This window comes from Streptomyces sp. A2-16, from assembly GCF_018128905.1.
GTDB lineage: Bacteria > Actinomycetota > Actinomycetes > Streptomycetales > Streptomycetaceae > Streptomyces.
In genome coordinates this window covers 7075080-7092614 of record NZ_CP063808.1, presented here as the reverse complement: position 1 = coordinate 7092614, position 17535 = coordinate 7075080, and the positions used below count along the sequence as shown (strand labels likewise).

Below are 17535 nucleotides of genomic sequence, written 5' to 3'. Positions count from 1 at the left end.
CTGTGTTAGTTCTGAGGCAACGACCGTTGTCGGCTTTGAGCAGAACGCATAATTAAAGAGTGTGCTTGTTCGCTCGAAACCATTAGGGTTTCGGTGGCCATAGCGTGAGGGAAACGCCCGGTTACATTTCGAACCCGGAAGCTAAGCCTTACAGCGCCGATGGTACTGCAGGGGGGACCCTGTGGGAGAGTAGGACGCCGCCGAACAATCTTTGGAGGACCCCTGGTCCCAGCGTTCAGCTGGGACCAGGGGTCCTTTTGTTTTTAGAATGCTTGCAGCAGTACCGAAGACAGGAGTCACCATGTCCACCAACTCTCCCGACGACCGACCGGAGCGCGACCAGCGGCGACGGGACAGTGGTGACCGTGGCGATCGCGGCGGTTACCGAGGGGACCGTGGTGAACGTGGCGGTTTCCGCCGCGACAACGACCGCGGTGCCGGCGACCGTAGCGGCAATGACCGCGGCGGCAACCGCGGTGCCGGCGGTGGCGGTGGCGGCTACGGCGGCCGCCGTGACGACCGTCGTGACGACAATCGTGGCGGTGGCTACGGACGGCGCGATGACCGCGGCGACCGCGGCGGGTTCCGTCGCGACGACAACCGCGGTGGCGACAGCCGTGGCGGTGACAACCGAGGTGGTGACAACCGCGGCGGGTACGGCCGGCGCGACGACCGCGACCGTGCCCCCCGCACGGACGACCGCGGGCCCCGCCCCGCGTTCCGCCGTGACGACCGCCCGGCCGGGCCTCGTCGTGACGACCGCGGAGACCGTGGGTTCCGGCGCGATGGTGACCGGCCTGCCTTCCGCCGTGACGACCGCCCGGCCGGGCCCCGTCGTGACGACCGCGGAGACCGTGGCGAGCGCGTAGAGCGCCGGGACAATGATCGCGGTGGCTTCCGCCGTGACGACAACCGCGGCGGTGGCTACGGACGGCGGGATGACCGCGGCGGCGACCGTGGCGGGTTCCGTCGCGACGACAACCGCGGTGGCGATTACCGCGGTGGCGACAGCCGTGGTGGTGACAACCGCGGCGGGTACGGCCGGCGCGACGACCGTGACCGTGCTCCCCGCACGGACGACCGGGACCGTGGCTTCCGTCGTGACGACCGCGGTGACCGTGGGGATCGCGGGGACCGTGGTGGTTTCCGTCGTGACGACAACCGTGGTGGCGGCTACGAGCGCCGTGACGAGCGCCGTGACGACCGTCGCGGCGATGACCGCGGTGGCTTCCGTCGCGACAACGACCGTCGTGACGACAACCGCAGTGGCGGCTACGAGCGCCGTGACGACCGTGGCGGCGACCGCGGTGGTTTCCGTCGTGATGACAACCGGGGTGAGCGCGGTGGCTTCCGCCGTGACGACCGGCGGGACGACCGAGGCGGCCGCGGTGGGCCGCGGAGGGACGACCGTGGTGGGCGGCCCAGCGGCGGGTTCCGGGGCCGGGACGACCGGCGCGGTGGCGACGACCGGCGTGGCGGTGGCGGGCGTTTCCGCGACGAGCGGGACCGTGACCGTGAGCCGGTCAAGCGGCTGCCGATCCCCGAGGACGTCACGGGCGAGGAGATCGACAAGGACGTACGGCAGGAGCTGCAGAGTCTGCCGAAGGGGCTCGCGGAGGATGTCGCCAAGAACCTGGTGATGGTGGCCCGGCTCATCGACGAGGACCCCGAGGGTGCCTACGGCTACTCCAGGGTGGCCCTGCGGCTGGCGTCGCGTGTCGCCGCCGTACGCGAGGCGGCCGGGTTCGCGGCGTACGCCAACCAGAAGTACAGCGAGGCGCTCGCCGAGTTCCGGGCCGCGCGCCGGATGACCGGGAACGTGGAGCTGTGGCCCGTCATGGCCGACTGCGAGCGTGGGCTCGGGCGGCCGGAGAAGGCTCTGGACATGGCCGGGGCGCCCGAGGTGCACAAGCTCGACAAGGCCGGGCAGGTGGAGATGCGGCTCGTCGCGGCCGGTGCCCGGCGTGACATGGGGCAGCTGGACGCGGCGATCGTGACGCTGCAGAGCCCCGAGCTGGCCTCCAACTCGGTGCAGCCTTGGACCGCGCGACTGCGGTACGCCTACGCCGACGCACTGCTCGCCGCCGGTCGGGAGGACGAGGCGCGGGAGTGGTTCGCCAAGGCCGTCGAGTCCGACAAGGACGGCAGCACGGACGCCTCCGACCGGCTCGCCGAGCTGGACGGGGTTGAGTTCGTCGACGCCTTCGCCGAGGACGAGGGTGAGGACGAGCTCCTGCACGAGGGTGTTGCTGTCCAGGCTGCCGAGAAGGTCGTGGCGGTCGATGAGGACGAAGACGACGAAGACGCCGACGAGGGCGACCTCAAGGACTGATCTGCTCAGTCGATTCAGTCGATTCAGTCGATGAACAAGGGGCGGGATCCCGGGATCCCGCCCCTTGTCGCGTCATACGTCCAGTGCGCGCAGGACCAGACCCGACGCCGGCTTCGGGCCGAACGACGTCGACTTCCGGGGCATCGTGACACCCTGGCGGGCCAGGTCGCGGACGACCTCCTCGCGGACCGGGTGCATCAGGACGGCCGTACCGCCGTCGCGCTCCGCCTTCTCGACGGTGGCGGCCGTGTCGTGGATGTAGGCGATGCGGGAGGGGTCGTCCTCGGGGACCTGCCAGACGTGCGCGAGGAGCGTGGCGTGCAGGACGGTGGCGTCCAGGGTGCGCCAGGCGGCGGGGCGGTTCGTGGGGATCGTGCGGGCCAGGAGGTCCGGGTCGGGGTGGTCCACGAGGTGGAAGGCACCGTCGCCGGCGAGCAGGAAGGCGTTGCCGGCGCAGGCCGCGTCGGCGAGGGTCTCCAGGGCGTCGGCCAGGGGCGCATCGAGGCGCCGTACGCGAAAGAGGCCGTCGAGAAGCGCCAGGGACCGGGCCACCGGCATACCGTTCAGCAGGCGGTGGATGGCGCGGACGCGGAGGGGGTAGCGGGCCGTGTCGACGAGGAGGACCAGGCCGTGGTCCCAGGGGCTTGGGGAAGGGTGCTCCGCGCGCAGCCGGCGGTAGGTCGCCCAGCGGTGGTGGCCGTCGGCGATGAGGGCCTGGTGCTGGGCCAGGTCGGACTGGATACGGGCCACTTCGGCCGGGTCGGTGATCGACCACAGGCGGTGGCGGTAACCGTCCTCGGTGGTCGTGGCGAGGAGCGGTTCCTGCTCGGCCGTGCGCTCGACCACGGTCGTCGTGACGGACTGCGAACCGTTGCCCCGGTAGGTGAGGAGCAGGGGCTCCAGGTTCGCCGAGGTGGCCCGCATCAGCGCCGCTCGGTCGGCAACGACGTGGGGCATGACGTCCTCGTGGGGCAGGATCACACCCTCGGACGGCTCCGACAGGCGCAGGATGCCGATGACTCCGCGCTGGAGCAGGCCGGCGCCGTCCTGCTGTTCGTAGACGTACAGGCCGGGTTCGGGATCGGCGGCCAGGATGCCCTCGGCGAGCCAGCCGCGCAGGGTGCGGGCCGCCTGTTCGTTGCGTTCGGCCGGGGTCGTCGCCTGCGGGAGGATCAGCCGGACGATGTTGTACGGGTCGTTGGACTGGAGCTGGTGCAGGCCGTCGGGGCGGACCACGACGTCGTACGGAGGTGACGTCACGGCGGCCAGGCTGCCGACCCGGTCGGGGTCGTAGCGCAGGCCTCGGAACGGGGTGAGTTCCAGGCCTCGGTGCGCCGTTGCTTCCGGGTGACCTGCTGTGTTCATCCCGGCATCGTACGGGTGTCGGTGGCATGGGGGATGATCGGGGGAAAGCCGTCGAACGAGGAGCGATGCGGAATGAGCCAGCGCGTGAGGACGAGGCCCGCGGGCAGTGGGCAGGCCCTGAGCGAGGCGTACGACACCGCGCTGCTCGACCTCGACGGGGTGGTGTACGCGGGCGGCAACGCGATCGCGCACGCCGTGGAGTCGCTCGCCACCGCGCGCGAGGGCGGGATGCACCTCGCCTATGTCACCAACAACGCGCTGCGCACGCCCGACGCCGTGGCCGAGCATCTCACCGAGCTGGGGATACCGACGGGGGCCGCGGACGTCATCACCTCCGCCCAGGCGGTGGCGCGGCTGATCAGCGAGCAGGTGCCGGCCGGGGCGCGGGTGCTCGTCATCGGCGGTGAGGGGCTGCGGGTGGCCTTGCGCGAGCGGGGGCTGGAGCCCGTGGAGTCGGCGGACGACGATCCGGCGGCGGTCGTGCAGGGATTCGGTGGGCCGGATCTGGCCTGGGGGCGGTTCGCCGAAGCCAGTTATGCCGTCGCGCGCGGGGTGCCCTGGTTCGCGTCCAACACCGACCTCACGATTCCGAGCGGGCGGGGGATCGCGCCGGGCAATGGCGCGGCGGTCGAGGTCGTGCGGATCGCGACCGGGGCCGAGCCGCAGGTCGCGGGCAAGCCCTTGCCTCCCATGCACCGGGAGACGATCCTGCGGACCGGCGCCGAGCGGCCGTTGGTGGTCGGGGACCGGCTCGACACCGACATCGAGGGCGCGTTCAACGGCGAGGTGGACTCGCTGCTCGTGCTCACCGGCGTCACCGACGGCCCGCAGCTGCTGGCCGCGCCGCCGCAGCACCGGCCGACCTATGTGGACGCCGATCTGCGGGGCATGCTCACCGGGCAGCCCGAGGTCACCGAGGCGGGAGAGGGCTTCCGGTGCGGGGGGTGGGCGGCGACGGCGGGCCGGGAGCGGCTGGAACTCGACGGCGACGGCGAGGCCCTGGACGGTCTGCGGGCGCTGTGCGCGGCGGCCTGGACGGCGGCCGGGGAGGGTGTGTGCGAGCTGGACGCGGGGAAGGCGCTGGCCAGGCTGGGGTTGTGAGGAGGGCCGGGCGGGCACTGCTGTGAGTCCGGGTACGTTCGGGCCTCAGGATCGTGGCCGGTTGGCAGGGTAGGCTAACCTAACTGCGTGTTGGTCGACAGTCCTCCCGAACCGCGCGCGGAGACCGCCCCCGCGCCCCCAACCCGCCGGGCGATACGTGCTTTTGGGCTCCTGGTGTCCGTCGTGATTCTGGCGCTCGTCGCCGTGGCGAGCATCGCGGTCGGGGCGAAAGGGCTGTCCGTGGAACAGGTCTGGCACGGGCTGTTCCAGGACACGGGGACCTACGGCGACGTCGTGGTGGCCGACCGGCTCTCCCGCACCGTCCTCGGACTGCTCGCGGGGGCCGCGCTCGGCCTGTCCGGGGCGGTCCTCCAGGCGCTCACCCGCAATCCGCTGGCCGACCCCGGGCTGCTCGGCATCAACGCGGGCGCGTCCGCCGCGGTGGTCACCGCGATCACCTTCTTCGGCGTCACCTCGCTCAGCGGCTATGTGTGGTTCGCCTTCGTCGGCGCGGCCGCGGTCGGCGCGCTGGTGTGGTTCCTGGGCGGCAGCCGGGGTGCCACCCCGGTGCGGCTCGCGCTGGCCGGCACGGCGATCAGCGCGGCGCTGTACGGCTATCTGCAGGCCGTGATGATCATGGATGACCAGGCGCTCAACAGGATGCGCTTCTGGACGGTCGGTTCGCTGTCCTCGGCGAGCAACTCGACCATCATGCAGGTGCTGCCGTTCCTCGCGGTCGGCTCCCTCCTCGCCCTCGCGCTGGCCCGGCCGCTCAACGCGATGGAGATGGGCGACGACACCGCCAGGGCCCTCGGCGCCCACCTCAACCGCACCCGGGCGCTGGCCATGCTCTCGGCGACCGTGCTGTGCGGGGCCGCGACCGCCGCCTGCGGTCCGATCGTGTTCGTCGGCCTGATGGTGCCGCACATCGTGCGCTCCTTCACCGGACCCGACCTGCGCTGGATCCTGCCGTACGCGACCGTCCTGTCGCCCGTGCTGCTGCTGGGCTCCGACGTGATCGGGCGGATGGTGGCCAGGCCCGCGGAGCTCCAGGTCGGCATCGTCACCGCGATCATCGGCGGGCCGGTCTTCATCTTTCTCGTACGACGGCGGAGGACGGCCCAGCTGTGAGCACCAACCGTGCCATCAGGACCCCCGGCGGGCTCTCCCTACGGCTGGACGTCCGGGCCGTCGTCGTCGTCGCCCTGATCCTCCTCGCCGCGCTCACCGCGAGCGTGCTGCTGATCGGTACCGGCGACTTCCCGATCCCCGCCGGGGACGTGCTCAGGACGCTGCTCGGCAACGGCAACGCGGGGCAGGAGTTCATCGTCAACGAGCTGCGGCTGCCGAGGGTCCTCGTGGGGCTCCTGGTCGGCGCCTCGCTCGGACTCGGCGGAGCGCTGTTCCAGGCCATCTCCCGCAACCCGCTGGGCAGTCCGGACGTGCTCGGGCTCAGCCAGGGCGCGACGGCCGGGGCGCTCACGATGATCGTGCTGTTCTCCGGGAGCGCGGCCCAGGTCACCACGGGCGCACTCGTGGGCGGTCTGGTCACCGGGCTCGCCATCTATCTGCTCGCCTGGAAGCAGGGCGTGCACGGATACCGGCTGGTCCTGGTCGGGATCGGTGTCTCCGCGATCGTCACCGCGGTCAACGGCTACCTGCTCACCAGGTCCACGCTCACCGAGGCCGCCCAGGCCGTGGTCTGGATGACCGGGTCGCTCAGCGGCCGGGACTGGGCGCAGGTGTGGCCGCTGCTGTGGCTGTGCGCGATCCTCGTCCCGCTGGTCCTCGCCAACGCGCGCGGCCTCAGGATGATGGAGATGGGCGACGACGTCTCCCACGCCCTCGGCGTGCGCGTCGAGCGGGTACGGCTGCTGCTCCTGGTCGCCGCCGTCCTGCTCACCGCCGCCGCCACCGCGGCCGCCGGACCGGTCAGCTTCGTCGCGCTCACCGCCCCGCAGCTGGCCCGCCGCCTCACTCGCTCGCCCGGCCCCAACCTGCTGCCGTCCCTGTGCATGGGCGCCACCCTCCTGGTCACCGCCGACTGGGTCTCCCAGAAGGCCTTCGGCGCCGACCAGCTGCCCGTCGGCGTGGTCACCGGAGTCCTCGGCGGCCTCTACCTGCTGTGGCTCCTGGTCACCGAGCGCAGGGCGGGCCGGATATGAGCGCCGAGACCGTCCCGACCAGCGGACTGAACAACCCGAGGAGCACCGTGAACCGCCTGTCCGCCGACACCGTCACCCTCGCCTACGACCAGCGGGTCATCGCCGAGCAGCTGTCGGTGGAGATACCCGACAACTCCTTCACGGTGATCGTCGGCCCCAACGCGTGCGGCAAGTCCACGCTCCTGCGGGCCCTCTCGCGGATGCTGAAGCCCAGCCAGGGCAAGGTGCTGCTGGACGGGCAGGTCATCCAGTCGATGCCGGCGAAGAAGGTCGCCCGCACCCTGGGTCTGCTCCCGCAGTCCTCCATCGCGCCGGACGGGATCACCGTCGCCGACCTGGTCGGCCGGGGCCGCTACCCGCACCAGGGCATCCTGCGCCAGTGGTCCACCGAGGACGAGCGGGTCGTACAGGAGTCCATGCGGCGGACCGGGGTCGCCGAGCTCGCCGAGCGGTACGTCGACGAGCTGTCCGGAGGTCAGCGGCAGCGGGTGTGGATCGCGATGGCGCTCGCCCAGCAGACCCCGCTGCTGCTCCTGGACGAGCCGACGACCTACCTCGACATCCAGCACCAGATCGACGTCCTCGACCTCTGTGCCGAGCTGCACGAGGAGCAGGGCCGCACCCTGGTCGCCGTCCTGCACGACCTCAACCACGCGGCCCGCTACGCCACGCATCTCATCGCCCTCAAGGGCGGGACGATCGTCGCCGAGGGCGCCCCGAACGACATCGTCACGGCCGAGCTGGTCGAGGAGGTCTTCGGGCTGCGCTGCCAGGTCATCGACGACCCGGAGACGGGGACACCGCTGGTGGTGCCGGCCGCGCGCAAGGCACGCGTGCGCGTGGAGGCCGGCAGCGGGACGGCGGGCGCTACAGAAGCTTCCTGAGCTGGAACAGGTCCCTCAGGCCCGCCTCCAGCTTCACCCGGCCCGAGCCCCAGGCCTTGGCGAAGTTCAGCTCACCGTTCACCAGCGCCACCAGGTCGTCGCCGGTCATGGTCAGTCTGATCTGGGCCTTCTCCTTCGGAGGGCCCTGCACGGTGTCGTGCACGACGATCCGGCCGCCGGTCATCCGGCCGACGAAGGTGACGTCGAGGTCGGTGATGCGGCAGCTCACCGAGCGGTCCATGGACGCCGCCGTGGCGACGTCCCCCTCGGCGTTGCGCATGTTGTCGGAGAGCTTCTCGAGTGCGGCGCGGCACTCCTCGGTCGTGGCCATCGCGATCGACGGTACCCCAGCGGTTCGAGGTAGCGTCTGGGCATGAGCGACGCAGTTCCAGAGCCTTCACAAGAGGTCCCGGTCGAACCCGACCACGACCCGGCTGCCCCCGCCCCTCTGAACGTGCCCCGCACCCCCACCGGCAACGCCGAGGTCGACGTCCAGCTGGAGCGGCTGGACGACGCCGACCACCTCGCCACGGACGGACACATCGAGGTGTACGAGGATGTACACCGGGGACTGCGCGACGCGCTCACCGCGCTCGACGCGCGCCCGGGACCTCCGGCGCCCTCGCCGTCGTACGACCAGAGGGTGCCCTCACCCTCGTATGGCACTAGGAGCTGAACCGAACGTGGCAGGAGTCGCACGCCGTCGGCTGGACGCTGAGCTGGTCCGGCGGAAGCTGGCGCGCTCGCGTGAGCACGCCAGCCAGCTGATCGCGGCCGGGCGGGTCACCGTCGGCAAGACCGTCGCGACCAAGCCCGCCACCCAGGTGGAGACCGCGGCGGCGATCGTGGTGCAGAGCGACGACGGCGATCCCGACTACGTGTCCCGCGGCGGGCACAAGCTCGCGGGCGCCCTTCAGGTGTTCGTGCCGCAGGGGCTGGTCGTCGAGGGGCGACGGGCCCTGGACGCCGGCGCCTCCACCGGTGGATTCACCGATGTGCTGCTGCGGGCCGGTGTCGCACACGTGGTCGCCGTCGACGTCGGTTACGGACAACTCGCTTGGTCTCTCCAGAGCGATGAACGCGTCACCGTCAAGGACCGTACGAACGTACGCGAGTTGACGCTCGAAGCGATCGATGGGGAACCAGTGGATCTTGTCGTGGGGGATCTGTCCTTCATCCCGCTCGGACTGGTACTGCCCGCCCTGGTGCGGTGCGTGAAGCCGGACGCCGATCTGGTGATGATGGTGAAGCCGCAGTTCGAGGTGGGGAAGGAACGGCTGGGCAGCGGGGGAGTCGTACGGAGCACGCAGCTGCGGGCGGAGGCCGTGCGAGGAGTGGCCGAGAAGGCGGGGGAACTCGGACTCGGGGTGAAGGGTGTCACGGCCAGTCCGTTGCCCGGACCCTCGGGCAATGTCGAATACTTTCTGTGGCTGCGTGCCGGGGCGCCCGCTCTGGACCCGGCCGACGTTGACCGTGCAGTGGCGGAGGGGCCGCGTTGACACCTGACCGAGCTCGTACTGTTTTTCTGCTCGCCCACACGGGACGGCCCGCCGCCATCCGCAGTGCCGAGCTCGTGGTGAAGGGACTGCTGCGCTCCGACATCGGCGTTCGCGTCCTGGAGTACGAGGCCGCGGACCTGCCGCTGCCGCCCGAGGTGGAGCTCGTCAAGGAGGCGACTCCGCAGTGCCTCGAAGGGTGCGAGCTGCTCATCGTGCTCGGCGGTGACGGGACGCTGCTGCGGGGCGCCGAGTTCGCCCGGGCGTCCGGGGTGCCGATGCTCGGCGTCAACCTGGGCAGCGTCGGGTTCCTCGCGGAGGCCGAGCGGGACGATCTCGACAAGGTCGTGGACCGGGTCGTGACCAAGTCCTACGAGGTCGAGGAGCGCATGACGGTCGATGTTGTCGTTCACCGGAACGGGGACATCGTGCACACCGACTGGGCGCTGAACGAGGCGGCCGTGCAGAAGGCAGGCGCGGAGAAGCTCCTCGAGGTCGTGCTGGAGATCGACGGGCGGCCCGTCACCGGGTTCGGATGCGACGGGATCGTGCTGTCCACGCCCACCGGGTCCACGGCGTACGCGTTCTCCGCGGGCGGGCCCGTGGTGTGGCCCGAGGTGGAGGCGCTGCTGATGGTGCCCATCTCCGCGCACGCGCTGTTCGCGAAGCCGTTGGTGACCTCGCCGAACTCCGTGCTGGCCGTGGAGCTTCTGCCCCATATTCCGCCGGGCGTGCTGTGGTGCGACGGGCGGCGGACGTTCGAGTTGCCTCCGGGGGCTCGGGTGGAGGTGCGGCGAGGGGCTGTGCCGGTGCGGCTGGCTCGACTGCATCACGCCTCCTTCACGGATCGGCTGGTGGCGAAGTTCGCGTTGCCGGTCTCCGGATGGCGGGGGGCGCCTCACTAGCGCGCCTCACCAGCGCTCCGTCAGGGGGGTGCGGGCAGTTGTGCGACCACCGGCCGCCCGCGGCCGATCGCGCAGTTCCCCGCACCCCTGAAGGCCTGACACCCGCCCGAGTGACAAGGGCACCTCGCACTCGCCCGCCCCGACCTCGTAAGGTCTTCACCGTGCTGGAAGAGATGCGGATACGGTCGCTCGGAGTCATCGACGACGCTGTCGTCGAGTTGTCGCCCGGGTTCACCGCTGTCACCGGTGAGACGGGTGCGGGCAAGACCATGGTGGTCACCAGTCTGGGGCTGCTGCTCGGTGGGCGGGCTGACGCGGCGCTCGTGCGGATCGGGGCCGAGAAGGCGGTCGTGGAGGGGCGGATCACGGTGTCCGCCGGCGACTCCGTGGTCGTACGGGCCGAGGAGGCCGGTGCGGAGCTCGACGACGGGGCGCTGCTGATCAGCCGTACCGTTTCCGCCGAAGGACGGTCCCGGGCACATCTGGGCGGTCGGTCGGTGCCCGTCGGGGTGCTCGCCGAGCTCGCCGACGAGCTGGTCGCCGTGCACGGGCAGACCGATCAGCAGGGGCTGCTCAAGCTGACCCGGCAGCGGCAGGCGCTGGACCGGTACGCGGGTGACGCCGTCGCCGTGCCGCTGGCCAAGTACACCGAGGCCTACCGGCGACTGCGGGCCGTGTCCGTCGAGCTGGACGAGATCGTCACGCGCGCGCGTGAGCGGGCCCAGGAAGCCGACATGCTGCGGTACGGGCTCGACGAGATCGCCGGCGTGGAGCCGCGGGCCGGTGAGGACGTCGAACTGGCGGAGGAGGCCGAGCGGCTCGGGCACGCCGAGGCGCTGTCGTCCGCCGCCACGGCCGCCCATGCCGCTCTCGCGGGCAATCCCGAGGACCCCGAGGGCATCGACGCCGCGACACTCGTGGCGGGCGCTCAGCGGGCGCTGGAGGCGGTGCGGTCGTACGACCCCGCCCTCGCCGCCCTCGCCGACCGGATCGGCGAGATCGGGATCCTGCTGGGCGATGTGGCCGGGGAGCTGGCGGGCTACGCCGACGACCTGGACGCCGATCCGCTGCGGCTGTCGGCCGTCGAGGAGCGGCGGGCCGCGCTCACCGCGCTGACGCGGAAGTACGGCGAGGACGTGGCCTCCGTGCTGGCCTGGTCCGAGCGGAGCGCGGCGCGCCTCACCGAGCTCGACGGCGACGACGAGCGGATCGACGAACTGACCGCCGAACGGGACGCGCTCAGGGCCGAACTGGGCGGGCTGGCGCAGGCGCTGACGGACGCGCGAACGGAGGCCGCGGAGAGGTTTGCGGCGGCGGTGACGGCAGAGCTGGCGTCGCTGGCGATGCCCCACGCGCGCGTGTCCTTCGCCATCCGGCAGACCGAGGACCCGGACGGTGTGGAGGTCGGCGGGCGCGCGGTCGCCTACGGGCCGGCCGGTGCCGACGAGGTCGAGCTGCTGCTCGCCCCGCACCCGGGCGCCCCGCCGCGGCCCATCGCCAAGGGCGCGTCCGGCGGTGAGCTCTCGCGCGTGATGCTGGCCGTGGAGGTCGTGTTCGCGGGGACCGACCCCGTGCCGACGTATCTCTTCGACGAGGTCGACGCCGGTGTCGGCGGCAAGGCGGCGGTCGAGATCGGGCGGCGCCTCGCGCGCCTCGCGAAGACCGCGCAGGTCGTCGTGGTGACCCACCTTCCCCAGGTCGCGGCCTTCGCCGACCGGCAGTTGCTGGTCGAGAAGACCAACGACGGCTCGGTCACGCGGTCCGGTGTGAAGGTGCTGGAGGGCGAGGAGCGGGTGCGGGAGCTGTCCCGGATGCTCGCCGGGCAGGAGGACTCGGAGACGGCCCGGGCGCACGCGGAGGAGTTGCTGGCCACGGCTCGGGCGGACGCCTGAGCCGTGCGTCCCGGACGGAAGACCGCCGGCCCTCACTCTTGTGAGTGACCCGACTCGCCGTCCGCACCCTTCCCCCGTTCTCCGCATGCACGGAACACCCGTACGTGCTGGCATCCTTGGCCTGGAACCCTTTACGCGTAGGAAGCGCGCGGTACACCCCCCGCTCGATACCTTCTGTACGTTTCCTCGTGACCGCCCGACCCGAACCAGGAGCCCCGGCCACGTGACCCCCGTGAGCAGCCACTCACCGCACGGCCAGTCGCCGCTGCGCACCGTGCAGGTGCTGGGCGGCGGCAATGCCGGCAGCAGCGCGCATGTGCGCTCCCTGACCTCGGGGCTCGTCGCGCGGGGCGTGCGGGTCACGGTGTGCGCCCCGGCCGAGGCGGATCGCGCCTACGACTTCTCCGGCGCGGGTGCCGAACACGTGCACGTGCCGCGCAGCAGCGACCCGACCTCCGTGGCCGTGCTGCGGGCGGCGTGCGCGGACGCCGATCTGGTCCACGCGCACGGGCTGCACGCCTCGTTCCGCGCGGTGCTGGCGCTCAGCGGGCGGCGCACCCCACTCGTCGTCACCTGGCACGACCGGGCGTACGCCGAGGGTGCGCGGGCTCATTTCGTGCGCCTTCTGGAGCGTCGGGTCGTGAAGGCCGCTGCCGTGGTGCTCGGATCGACCTCGGCGCTCGTGGACCGGGCCCGCAGGACCGGAGCCCGGGACGCGCGGCTGGCCGCCGTCGCCCTGCCCGGGCAGCGCGGAGCCGCCGAGCAGGACGACCCCGACCGGCTGCGGCCCAAGGTGCGGGCGGAACTCGGGGCCACCGGGCGGCCGTTGCTGATGGCGGTCGGTGCGCTGCAGCGGCACAAGGGCTACGAGACGCTGCTGGACGCCACCCGCGCGTGGCGCCTTCTCGACCCCGTGCCGCTGGTCGTCGTCGCGGGGGAGGGGCCGCTGCGGTCGGTCCTGCAGAGCCGTATCGAGGAGGAGGAGCTCCCGGTTCGGCTGATCGGGCGGCGCGACGACATCTCCGAACTGCTCGCCGCCGCCGATCTCGTGCTCCTGCCCAGCCGTTGGGAGGCGCGCTCGGTACTGGCCCAGGAAGCCTTCCACGCGCGCGTGCCCCTCGTCGCGACCGCGGTCGGCGGCATCCCCGAACTTGTCGGCGACGCGGCCGAACTCGTCCCGTACGGCGACCCGGTGGCCCTCGCCGAGGCCGTCGTACGGCTGCTCGGCGATCCCGAGCGCCGGGAGCTGCTGAGGGAGCGGGGGGCCCGGCAGGCCGCCACCTGGCCCACGGAGGACGAGACCGTCGCGCAAGTGCTCAGCGTCTACGACGAGTTGACCCAGCCCCGGCCCCTCATCTAGGCCACGTGTCGGCGCGCCCGCAGCGCCAGGCTCAACGCCAGTACCGTCTGCGGGTCGTCGAGGTCTGTGCCCAGCAACTCGCCGATGCGGGCGAGGCGGTTGTAGAGGGTCTGCCGGTTGAGATGGAGCTCGCGGGCGGTCTCCGCCTTGCGGCCCGCGTGCGCCAGGTAGGTCTCCAGAGTGGGCAGCAGGGGCGGCCTGGAGCGGTTGTCGTGCTCGCGCAGCGGGCCGATGGCGCGGTCCACGAAGGCGGCGAGGTCCGGGTGGTCGCGCAGCCGCCACAGGAGCAGGTCGATGTCGAGGCGGCGGGCGTCGTACCAGGGGCGGTCCGACAGGCCCTGGGCCGCCGTCGCCGTCTCCGCCGCGTGCCGCAGGCCCGCCGAGGCCGCCGTCCAGCCGCCGGCGACCCCCACCACCACGACCGGCGGCTGGGCGCCCGGCCGCTGCATCCCGGCCCGCTCGACGCCCGCCCGCAGGGCCGCGGCGACGCGGTCCGCGACCGCCGGGCGCTCCGACTCCGAGCGCAGACCGAGCAGGACGAGCATGCGGCCCTCGACGGGCCGTACGCCCAGCAGCACCGGCACGCCGACCGCGGCCAGCTCCTCGGAGACCGCGCGGGCCGGCGCCGCCCAGCTGCCGCCCGAGGAGCCGAGGTGCATCACCACGGGCAGCAGCGGGCCGCCGCCCGGTCTGAAGCCCAGCACGCGCGCCTGCGCGGGCGCGTCCTCCGCGGTGATCCGGCCCTCGGCGAGGTCGGTGAGGAAGTCGCCGCGGCCGCGAGCCGCGAGCTCCTCCTCCTGGCGGGCCTGCATGAGGACCACCGCGAGGATGCCCGCCGCGCGTTCGGCAGCCATGCGGTGCACGGGTGCCAGCGGGGCCCGTACGGGAAGCAGCACCAGCCGTGCCCGTACCGCACCCGCGCCGGGCCCGCCCCCGGGTACGTCCACGAGGACCGAGCCGGCCGGCGGGGTGTCCTTGTGCTGGTCGCGCAGCCCCTCCCACACCTGGAGCGGGTCGGCGCCCTCGGGGCCCTCCCCGGCGGCGTACAGGAGCCGTCCGTCCGTCGTCTCCAGGAAGACCGGGTTGCCGCTGAAGTCGGCCAGGATGCCGAGGACCTGTGGGACACCGCCGCCGCCCAGCAGGGCCTCGGTGCAGCGGCGGTGCACCTCCTCGGCCCGCTGGAGCAGCGCGTAGTGGCCGTTGACGATCTCGGTGTGGATCTCCTCGGTGACCGCCACGAACGGCACCTCGCGGTGCAGCTGGACGAGCGGGAGGCCGGTCGCGCGGGCCGTGTCGACGAGGGCCGCGGGCAGCCGCGTGAAACGCGGGCCGAGTTCGACGACCAGGGCCGCGATCCCGCGCTCGGCCAGGGTGCGCACGAACGCCCGCTGTTCGGCCGGGCGGGTGCCGAGCCCGTAGCCGGTGGTCAGCAGCAGCTCCCCGCCCTTCAGCAGGGAGGCGATGTGCGGCACCTCGCCCGCGTGGACCCAGCGCACGGTCCGGTGCAGCCGGTCCGCGCCCGCCAGGATCTCCGGGAGCCCGCTGCGCAGACCGGGCAGCTCCAGCGCGCGCTGCACGGTGATCCCGGCGCCCTGGGTGTCGAAAGCGCTGTTCGTGACGCTGTCCATGAGCCGGACGCTACCCGAGGCGTGGCCGGTGCCGGGTCGGGGTAGCGGCCGGGGCATGGACTTCAGCGTGGTGGCCGTGGCACGGGAGGACGACAGTCCGGTCGAGGAGCCGCTCCGGGTGGCGAGGGCCGCCGACCGGCTCGGATACCGGGAGGTGTGGGCGGGGGAGGGGCCGACGTGGGACGCGTTCGTGCTCGCCGCGGTGATCGGGCGGGACACCGAGCGCGTCGCGCTGACCGCGGGGCCGGTCCCGGTGTCGGTGCGCGACGCCTACACCTCGGCGCGCGGTGCCGCCTCGGTCGCGGCTCTCGTCGGCCGTCCGGTCGGGGTGGCGCTGGGCACGTCCAGCAAGCGGGTGGTCGAGGGCGTGCACGACCGGCCCCGGACGCGGCCCGCCGCCGTACTGGAGGAGCAGGCGGCCGCCCTGCGACGGCTCCTGCACACCTCCGCGGGCGAACCGGTCGTGCCGGGCAGCCCCTTCGTCCGGCGTCTGCCGCCGCCCGCGGGGCCGCTCACGGTGGCCGCGTTCGGGCCCCGTGCCATCGCCACGGCAGCCGCGCACGCCGACCGGATGCTGCTGGACGTGGTCTCGCCGGAGCAGGTGCGGGCGCTGCGGGTGCAGCTGGACGCGGCGGCCCGGACGGCGGGCCGTACGGCGCCCACGCTCGCCGCCTGGCTGCCTGCGGCCGTCGACCCGGACCCGCGGTCGCTCGCGCAGGTGCTGGGCAGCATCGCCGGATACCTGACCGTGCCGGGCTACCGCGAGGTCTTCGCCGAGGCGGGGTTCGGGGAGGCGGTGGAGCTCGCCGCGGCCGGGGCGGACCGCGAGACCCTGGTGCGCGCCCTGCCCGCGGCGGCCGCGGGCACGCTCGGACTGGTGGGCGCCCCGGACGCCGTACGGGCGCGTGTCGACGCCTATGCGGAGGCCGGGCTCGACGAGATCGCCCTGGTGCCCGCGACGGCGGGCGACCCGGGTGGCGAACGGACGCTGACCGCGCTCAGGCCGGTTTGATGTTGTGGTTGAAACGGAACACGTTGTCCGGGTCGTAGCGGCCCTTCACTTCCGCCAGCCGGCGCGTGTTCTCCGTGCCGACGCCCGCCACCACGCGGTCGGTGCCCTCGTCGCCGATGAAGTTCAGGTAGACCGCGCCGGTGCTCCACGGCCGGACGTCGGCGCGGACGTCCCGGACCCACTGGACGCACCGCTCGTCGTCCGCCGGGTCCTCCCAGATCCCGAAGGGATGCACGGCCCACGGCGCGTCCCGGTACGGCACCGGGAACTCGTGCGGCCCCTCGGCGATCGCCCCACCGAGCGGCAGCAGCACGTGCTGGGTGCCGGTCGGCACCGGCAGGGAGTTCGCGCGGGCGCAGAAGACGTCGAGGAAGTCGTCCGGCGCACCCGTCACGTACTCCGCGGACCAGTAGTTCCGCATCCCCGGCGGGTCGTCGATCATGCACTGGACATCGGCGTACGGCATCGTCCCGACGATTTCCGTCTCGTGCGGCAGCGCCAGCAGGGGCTCGGCCAGTTTGCGCAGGTCGGCCTCCCCGCCGACGTACGTCACCAGGACACCGCACACCAGGGTGCCGACCACGTGCGGCGGTACGAACTCCTCGGGCGGAGCGGTGAAGTAGAGCACTCCGCCGGACACCTCGTCGGGCCCCACAGCGATCACATCGCGGAAGGTGCGCGCCACTTCGGGGCCGAACTCCGGCTGGTACAGCAGCAGCGCGATGGAGAACTCGGGCAGCTGGTGCAGTTTCAGCGTGATCGCGGTCGCGATGCCGAAGTTGCCGCCGCCGCCGTGCAGGGCCCAGAACAGGTCCGGGTGCTCGTCGGCGCTCGCGTGGACGTGCTCGCCGTCCGCGGTGACCAGTTCGACGCCGAGCAGGTTGTCGACGGCGAGCCCGCACCAGCGGTCCAGCCAGCCGGAGCCGCCGCCCAGGACGAAGCCGCCGACCCCCGTGGTGGAGGCCCGGCCGCCGGTGGTCGCCAGGCCGTGGGGCTGGCAGGCGCGGTCCATGTCGCTCATGGTGGCGCCGCCCGCGACCCGGACCTCCCGGTCCGCAGAATTGACGACGGCCGCGCGCATGTGGCGCAGGTCGACGACCAGACCGCCGTCGTTGACCGCCATGCCCGCCACGCTGTGCCCGCCGCCGCGCACCGCGATCGGCAGGTCCAGGTCACGGGCGAAGCGCACGGCCCTGATGACGTCGTCCTCGTCCACGCACTGTGCGATCGCCGCGGGCCGGCGGTCGATCATCGCGTTGAAGACGGTCCGGGCCTCGTCGTAGCCCGGATCGTCCGGGGCGAACACGTCGCCGGTCAGATCCTCGCGCAGCGCGGTGAGAGCCGCGCCCGCCTTCGACGGGGATGCCATGAGGCGCCCCCTTTCGTGCAGGGGCT

Annotated in this window: 15 protein-coding genes, 1 rRNA gene and 1 pseudogene; 13 read left to right on the top strand and 4 right to left on the bottom strand. The window is 72.7% G+C overall.

Annotated features, from left to right (window positions below; translation table 11 throughout):
- The first annotated feature begins 89 nt into the window (after window positions 1-89).
- The 3 genes and pseudogenes from rrf to IOD14_RS31865 all read left to right on the top strand — a co-directional run bounded on the left by rrf (window position 90) and on the right by IOD14_RS31865 (window position 2332).
- Window positions 90-206: ribosomal RNA gene (gene rrf / locus IOD14_RS31870) — 5S ribosomal RNA — on the top strand.
- Between the two features lie 125 nt (window positions 207-331).
- Window positions 332-1453 (top strand): annotated as a pseudogene (locus IOD14_RS44800) (hypothetical protein); the annotation flags it as partial.
- Between the two features lie 78 nt (window positions 1454-1531).
- Window positions 1532-2332: a tetratricopeptide repeat protein gene (locus IOD14_RS31865; protein ID WP_212673440.1), complete on the top strand. Its 801-nt coding sequence runs from the start codon at window positions 1532-1534 to the stop codon at window positions 2330-2332.
- A gap of 72 nt (window positions 2333-2404) precedes the next feature.
- Here the strand turns inward: IOD14_RS31865 and IOD14_RS31860 are convergent, their stop codons facing one another.
- Window positions 2405-3697, bottom strand: a complete 1293-nt coding sequence (locus IOD14_RS31860; protein WP_212672165.1) for a DUF1015 domain-containing protein — start codon at window positions 3695-3697, stop codon at window positions 2405-2407.
- Window positions 3698-3769: 72 nt separating this feature from the next.
- Between IOD14_RS31860 and IOD14_RS31855 the strand changes: the two genes are divergently transcribed.
- From IOD14_RS31855 to IOD14_RS31840, 4 genes are all read left to right on the top strand, one after another.
- On the top strand, window positions 3770-4798 hold the full coding sequence (locus IOD14_RS31855; RefSeq protein ID WP_212672164.1) for an HAD hydrolase-like protein: 1029 nt from the start codon (window positions 3770-3772) through the stop codon (window positions 4796-4798).
- An 87-nt stretch (window positions 4799-4885) separates the two neighbouring features.
- A complete protein-coding gene (locus tag IOD14_RS31850) occupies window positions 4886-5929 on the top strand; it encodes an iron chelate uptake ABC transporter family permease subunit (RefSeq protein WP_123988257.1) in 1044 nt (347 codons plus the stop codon).
- Window positions 5926-6963, top strand: a complete 1038-nt coding sequence (locus IOD14_RS31845) for an iron chelate uptake ABC transporter family permease subunit (RefSeq protein ID WP_212672163.1) — start codon at window positions 5926-5928, stop codon at window positions 6961-6963. Before IOD14_RS31850 ends, IOD14_RS31845 begins: the two co-directional genes overlap by 4 nt.
- Entirely contained in the window at window positions 6960-7847 is an 888-nt protein-coding gene (locus tag IOD14_RS31840; protein ID WP_212672162.1) for an ABC transporter ATP-binding protein, read from the top strand. Before IOD14_RS31845 ends, IOD14_RS31840 begins: the two co-directional genes overlap by 4 nt.
- On the opposite strand, the gene IOD14_RS31835 is transcribed toward IOD14_RS31840, so the two are convergent.
- Window positions 7831-8178: an SCP2 sterol-binding domain-containing protein gene (locus IOD14_RS31835; protein WP_123988254.1), complete on the bottom strand. Its 348-nt coding sequence runs from the start codon at window positions 8176-8178 to the stop codon at window positions 7831-7833. The genes IOD14_RS31840 and IOD14_RS31835 overlap by 17 nt on opposite strands.
- A gap of 42 nt (window positions 8179-8220) precedes the next feature.
- Between IOD14_RS31835 and IOD14_RS31830 the strand changes: the two genes are divergently transcribed.
- The 5 genes from IOD14_RS31830 (at window position 8221) to IOD14_RS31810 (ending at window position 13500) form a co-directional block, all read left to right on the top strand.
- Window positions 8221-8523, top strand: coding sequence for a hypothetical protein (locus tag IOD14_RS31830; RefSeq protein WP_123988253.1), 303 nt, complete (start codon window positions 8221-8223; stop codon window positions 8521-8523).
- A 7-nt stretch (window positions 8524-8530) separates the two neighbouring features.
- On the top strand, window positions 8531-9346 hold the full coding sequence (locus tag IOD14_RS31825) for a TlyA family RNA methyltransferase (protein ID WP_212672161.1): 816 nt from the start codon (window positions 8531-8533) through the stop codon (window positions 9344-9346).
- Window positions 9343-10248 carry an NAD kinase gene (locus tag IOD14_RS31820; RefSeq protein ID WP_123988251.1) on the top strand — a complete coding sequence of 302 codons (906 nt, stop codon included), beginning with the start codon at window positions 9343-9345 and terminating at the stop codon, window positions 10246-10248. The genes IOD14_RS31825 and IOD14_RS31820 overlap by 4 nt, the downstream gene beginning before the upstream one ends.
- Window positions 10249-10421: 173 nt before the next feature.
- Entirely contained in the window at window positions 10422-12140 is a 1719-nt protein-coding gene (gene recN, locus IOD14_RS31815) for a DNA repair protein RecN (RefSeq protein ID WP_123992568.1), read from the top strand.
- Between the two features lie 223 nt (window positions 12141-12363).
- Window positions 12364-13500, top strand: coding sequence for a glycosyltransferase family 4 protein (locus IOD14_RS31810; RefSeq protein ID WP_123988250.1), 1137 nt, complete (start codon window positions 12364-12366; stop codon window positions 13498-13500).
- On the opposite strand, the gene IOD14_RS31805 is transcribed toward IOD14_RS31810, so the two are convergent.
- A complete protein-coding gene (locus IOD14_RS31805) occupies window positions 13497-15128 on the bottom strand; it encodes a PucR family transcriptional regulator (protein WP_123988249.1) in 1632 nt (543 codons plus the stop codon). The two genes, IOD14_RS31810 and IOD14_RS31805, sit on opposite strands and share 4 nt — an antisense overlap.
- Before the next feature lie 55 nt (window positions 15129-15183).
- Between IOD14_RS31805 and IOD14_RS31800 the strand changes: the two genes are divergently transcribed.
- A complete protein-coding gene (locus IOD14_RS31800) occupies window positions 15184-16140 on the top strand; it encodes an LLM class F420-dependent oxidoreductase (RefSeq protein ID WP_212672160.1) in 957 nt (318 codons plus the stop codon).
- Here IOD14_RS31800 and IOD14_RS31795 read toward each other — a convergent pair.
- On the bottom strand, window positions 16127-17509 hold the full coding sequence (locus IOD14_RS31795) for an FAD-binding oxidoreductase (protein ID WP_212672159.1): 1383 nt from the start codon (window positions 17507-17509) through the stop codon (window positions 16127-16129). The two genes, IOD14_RS31800 and IOD14_RS31795, sit on opposite strands and share 14 nt — an antisense overlap.
- Between the last annotated feature and the right edge of the window lie 26 nt (window positions 17510-17535).

Bases quoted from the DNA above. Each gene is read 5' to 3' on its own strand.
- IOD14_RS31840 (WP_212672162.1), top strand. From the start codon at position 6,960: ATGAGCGCCGAGACCGTCCCGACCAGCGGACTGAACAACCCGAGGAGC.
- IOD14_RS31830 (WP_123988253.1), top strand. From the start codon at position 8,221: ATGAGCGACGCAGTTCCAGAGCCTTCACAAGAGGTCCCGGTCGAACCC.
- IOD14_RS31800 (WP_212672160.1), top strand. From the start codon at position 15,184: ATGGACTTCAGCGTGGTGGCCGTGGCACGGGAGGACGACAGTCCGGTC.
- IOD14_RS31805 (WP_123988249.1), bottom strand. From the start codon at position 15,128: ATGGACAGCGTCACGAACAGCGCTTTCGACACCCAGGGCGCCGGGATC.
- IOD14_RS31795 (WP_212672159.1), bottom strand. From the start codon at position 17,509: ATGGCATCCCCGTCGAAGGCGGGCGCGGCTCTCACCGCGCTGCGCGAG.
- IOD14_RS31835 (WP_123988254.1), bottom strand. From the start codon at position 8,178: ATGGCCACGACCGAGGAGTGCCGCGCCGCACTCGAGAAGCTCTCCGAC.
- recN (WP_123992568.1), top strand. From the start codon at position 10,422: ATGCGGATACGGTCGCTCGGAGTCATCGACGACGCTGTCGTCGAGTTG.
- IOD14_RS31860 (WP_212672165.1), bottom strand. From the start codon at position 3,697: ATGAACACAGCAGGTCACCCGGAAGCAACGGCGCACCGAGGCCTGGAA.
- IOD14_RS31855 (WP_212672164.1), top strand. From the start codon at position 3,770: ATGAGCCAGCGCGTGAGGACGAGGCCCGCGGGCAGTGGGCAGGCCCTG.